The following is a 4,407-nucleotide window of genomic DNA, read 5'->3' on the forward strand; positions in this document are numbered from 1 at the left end:
GGCGCGGTAGGAGTTAACAATCGCGGCTATCGCATCCGCCTGTTTCATTTCAGGCGTGATCACAAGTGATTTATTCAGCGGCATGTTCCACCTCCACATTACGGCCTTGTGGCAGGGCAATATCACCGTCTACAGATACAAATACCGGGTCAGGGAAAGTGACAGACCGAGGGGCGGTCGGATTTCTGTATGGCAGCATTATCGTGATATGAATTTCACCATCGATACGCTTCACGCCACCAACTATGAAATCATTCTCGATGGCCTCTGGAGGATACTCACCACCCTCTGGAAGGTCGGAAAAGTCCAGAATATCCCCGTTGACCGTCAAAATATCGCTAGACTTCGACAGGCCCAGATCACGATCAGATCGAATTGGTGAGAAGTAAATAATCATAAGAACCACCTCCCTATGGCACCGTACTTTGCTATTGCCGGGACGGATGTTTTGGCCAAATCTGAAAACGGATACCAGCCAGGCCAAGCCGTTGTTGTCACAACGCTTTGAGCGACTGCCCACATTATTCCGCCGGATAAGAATATAGAAGCGAATGCAGGTTCCGTTACGAACGCGGCTGGGAAATTCCTGGCGTTTTCAGGCAGTCCAAAGAATATTCCGTTGGAAGCACTGGTAATGTTGATGGCTGGATAACTGATTGACCTTGTGCAGATCAGCGTTCCATCGGCATATTTTACATACTCGCCGTTGGCATTGCTGCCGCGTTCAATGATAGCCCCCGTTGGCACACCGCCTGCCTGAGAGACCGTGCCCACAATGGGACGGCTGGCGACAGTTCCCGCCCCGGTCATCACGGGAATGTTGCCATTGGCTCCTGTCAGCGCGAGCAAGGCTGCACCCAAATCTGTCAAATCTCCTAGCGAGACATCCGCACTAGAGTTGGTTCGGAGAAACTTGTTCGCCGCCAAGGCAACTTGTTTCAAAGCGCCAGTCTCGTCAGTCTGCAAAATCTGCCGAGCCGCCAGCGTCAGTGCCGCCAGTTTGCCAAGGCTGCCTTTCGGGTCTTGGATGCCAAATGTAGCCGGATCGGCCAGATCGAGCGTACCGGGTCCGGTGAATATCGGCACCATGCCATAGGCCCCAACAAGGGCGGCAAAGGCTTCAATGTTGCCACTGGACAGCAGATCGATCAGATTGCGCACGGCACCCTGATACCGGCTGCCGTCTGGCTGAAAGCGGATACGGAGAGGCAAGTCAGTGCCAGCCGCAGCCGCAGGGCATGGCAGAAACAGAGTGCCGCTATTCTGGCCGGTGATGGACGCGATAATCAGGACATGGCCAGACGGTGCGATAATAGCGTCACCGGCCTGTACGGCTGCCGTCTGGAGCGATGAGCCGGACGTGGTGAAGTCGCTGCTGCCAGAGGTCAGCGTCACCGTACCGATGTCATAATCAGGACGAATGGCCATTATACGCTCCTCTTAATCTTCTGAGCGGCTTCAAGGTCTTTGTTGCGCTGCTCTAACTCTGCGCGGAAAGCTTCATTCTGTGCTTCGAGAATGGACATCTGGGCGCGCATACCGGTGATCTCATTCGCCAGAAGCAAGTTCCGGTTCTTGTAGAACTCATTCAGCGCCATCGCCTCGCTTGCCGCCGCCATCGGATCGATTTGCACGTGCGTAGGCTTCGCCGGTTCATTCACCGTCGTTTCGGTCATGTCGGTTTTCCTGAATTAAATGAGTACGAAGAAGCGGACTGTTCGCGCTCTGCCGTCGATATTGCGAACGCGACAGACGGTGTAAGGCTCCCACATCTCAGCGCAGTAGGTTCCTCGGTTAGCCTGCACCCCGTCAGAGCCTCGCAACACCACATAAGGGATTGCACCTGTGGGGTTTGGTATGGAGAAGTCCTGACTGCCAGCCCCGCCAAATGTCACTATTCCTGAATAGGCGGGCCGCATTGGCTCCATTCCTGGATAGAGCGCCATGTTTTCCGGTGAAGCCACAGCGGCGTCATACCCCGGCTTGGATATCTGAAGCCCCGCCGGACTGAGTATGATCCTCCGAGCCATCACAACAGCCTATTCTTGAACACGATGTACTTGATTTTCAGTGTCTGGGAAAAGTTATACCCGGTGCATCGCCACCATATTCCGTTTGTAGAAACGGCGCATTTCACATCGACAGGATATCGATCCGTGGCACCAGATGTATCATTCGGGAATATCACGCGGTTATTCAGCCCACCCTCACTGTCAATACAGACAGTGAAGAATACCAAAGGGATGTACCCCAAGTCTGGGAAGTCAACCTTCAGAATGTAGTCATACGCCCCACCAGCCCCGCCGCTCCCATTGTTTATCATAACATCACCGGCGGGCGATCCTCGTTGATGAACTTTCAGATAATCGTTGTCGGATGAGACAATGGCGGGGTCAGCAAGACTGGTTGCGCTGTACCCTGGTGGCGAAACGCGAAACAGCATTCGTGAACCAAGCTGCCCCATGAAGATGCGATTTGTCATCCTTCAAAAACCCAGAAGCGGTGAATGTAGTTGAACGAAGGGTTCGTCTCCAACGACAGCCCATAGATGGATGATGTGCTGATATCGTACCGACCGGTGAGCAGGAATATTCCCTTGGCATTCGATGGTGGCGGGGGAATTGATGAAATCCCGCCCCACATGTTACTCATTTGCTGCTTGTCCATGTCCACGATCATCAATGCAACGACCGATGGGATGTAGTTCAACGCATACGGGAAATTCACCTGTGTATCAGTCAGGGAGTTCGCCGTAAGCTGGAACTTGATCCCGCCCCCATAAAACCAATCACTGTCGAACGTCTTTTGTGCATCCGGCAATGAAGGTGAAGCATTCTGCCCCGGCTTGCTCGTGATTAGCCGGGGCGGGTTGCCACTTAGATAAATGCGCTGGGCCATGCGTCCTCACGTATTGTCACTGAAGATCAGTGTCTTCGCTGCAAGGTTGAACACGACCTGATTGTCTGGTGAGCGCAGGACGCCCGCCGTCACATCACCGATATTGGCGACCTGAAGGGCCAAGCCGCCGGATATGAATGTGAGCGGGGCCTGACTGTTCGTGCCGTTCGTCACAATGAACTGATCGGCGTTGATGACGACACGGCTTTGACCGCCTGTCAGCGCATCAAGGAAGATGGCTGCCTGCGATGTCGATCCATCGCCAGACGCCGAGACACTGAGACCGATACGGGCCATTGCCCCAACTGGCGTGGCTTCAACAGTGGTGCGGAACAGCCCTTGTGCTGAGAAGTTACCCACGGTTGCCGTTAGACCAGTCACAGCGTTAGCCGTAGCGGTCAGAACGCCGTCCATGGACGTGACTTTGACCTGCAATAGATCAACGGCACTCGCGGTCGCTTCCAGACCCGTTACCGGGTCATTGACGACAGCTTCCAGACTTTCAATCCGGGTTACGATTGCAGAACCGGGTCCGATGGCGACTTCTATTGCCCGCGTGTATGAAGCCGTCAGACCTTCTGCGGTAACAGACGCCTCCTCGCGAAGCGTCTTTATCGCTATCAGGTTCGCACTGTCCTGCTCGCTCGCCTGTGCACCGATACGGTCAAGCTCTTCCTGAACATATCGGAAGCTGTCACCGATCCATTGCCAGTTTCGTTGAATGTCTTCATTCAACTGGTCGATGTCGATTGGATAGATATCGAGCGGCCCGAGCCGGATATCCAGCATCGTGACCGGTATCCAGTCCGACCATTCGAACGGACGGTTCCCGGCATATGTCGCGTATCGGGCGCGGATTTGATACGACTTCGTGGGAAGAAGCAGCATCCCCGGAGCTACGAGCATCGAGCCGACAGAAACCCGTTCGGTGCGGCCTGCGAAGATAACGGACAAATCCCAAGCCGTTCTGATCTCGTACATGACCAGATCGACATCGGGTTGGTCGCCATCCCATCCAAGCAGGATCGCACACCGGCGGTTGTTTCCGTTATCGTCCTGAGCCACCGATGCGATGGCTGAGAAATCGACAATCGGCTGCGGCGTCGGGCGGATCGTTCCAATTGGTGCAAAGACCGGCGGCGTGTAATCCGTATCCGGGTCCCAATCGTAATCGGATGGGTCGACTTCCGTCAGGTCCACCACGACATCAAGGTTAGCCTTATCCGTCACGCCATCAACGCGCATCAGCTTGTTGACGTAGCCGTTACGCTCTGACGTCCACGAAATCACATCGCCCGGTTCCAGCGTCCAATATGACGGCGGCAGGACGAACGTGTGACGACGGGCACGGCGGGCCTCGTTCAAGGCTGCTTTCATTAGGCGCTGCACCTGACCAGACCGATAGACATAATCCATCGGCACATCGGTCAGCAGTGAGCGCGACGAACATCCCACCTTTTCTTTTGTGAATGATGCCGCGAGATAAGCTCCTTCATTGATAGGAGCGGA

7 protein-coding genes are annotated in these 4,407 nt (G+C 54.7%); all 7 read right to left on the minus strand.

Going from position 1 to position 4,407, the window contains the following annotated elements; all coding sequences use genetic code 11:
* Positions 1–70: 70 nt before the first annotated feature.
* Entirely contained in the window at positions 71–397 is a 327-nt protein-coding gene (locus HWX93_RS22395) for a hypothetical protein (RefSeq protein ID WP_176038777.1), read from the minus strand.
* Positions 394–1,428: a hypothetical protein gene (locus tag HWX93_RS22400; protein ID WP_176038778.1), complete on the minus strand. Its 1,035-nt coding sequence runs from the start codon at positions 1,426–1,428 to the stop codon at positions 394–396. Before HWX93_RS22400 ends, HWX93_RS22395 begins: the two co-directional genes overlap by 4 nt.
* The gene (locus tag HWX93_RS22405) at positions 1,428–1,676 is read right to left on the minus strand and encodes a hypothetical protein (RefSeq protein ID WP_176038779.1); all 249 of its coding nucleotides are present in this window, start codon (positions 1,674–1,676) and stop codon (positions 1,428–1,430) included. The genes HWX93_RS22400 and HWX93_RS22405 overlap by 1 nt, the downstream gene beginning before the upstream one ends.
* 15 nt (positions 1,677–1,691) lie before the next feature.
* Entirely contained in the window at positions 1,692–2,030 is a 339-nt protein-coding gene (locus tag HWX93_RS22410; RefSeq protein WP_176038780.1) for a hypothetical protein, read from the minus strand.
* A complete protein-coding gene (locus tag HWX93_RS22415) occupies positions 2,030–2,482 on the minus strand; it encodes a hypothetical protein (protein ID WP_176038781.1) in 453 nt (150 codons plus the stop codon). The genes HWX93_RS22410 and HWX93_RS22415 overlap by 1 nt, the downstream gene beginning before the upstream one ends.
* On the minus strand, positions 2,479–2,898 hold the full coding sequence (locus HWX93_RS22420; RefSeq protein WP_176038782.1) for a hypothetical protein: 420 nt from the start codon (positions 2,896–2,898) through the stop codon (positions 2,479–2,481). Before HWX93_RS22420 ends, HWX93_RS22415 begins: the two co-directional genes overlap by 4 nt.
* A 6-nt stretch (positions 2,899–2,904) precedes the next feature.
* Positions 2,905–4,407 (minus strand): phage tail protein (locus HWX93_RS22425; protein WP_235969193.1); only part of this gene is annotated, 1,503 nt, incomplete at its 5' end.

The organism is Brucella tritici, assembly GCF_902825325.1.
In the GTDB taxonomy this organism is placed as follows: Bacteria; Pseudomonadota; Alphaproteobacteria; order Rhizobiales; family Rhizobiaceae; genus Brucella.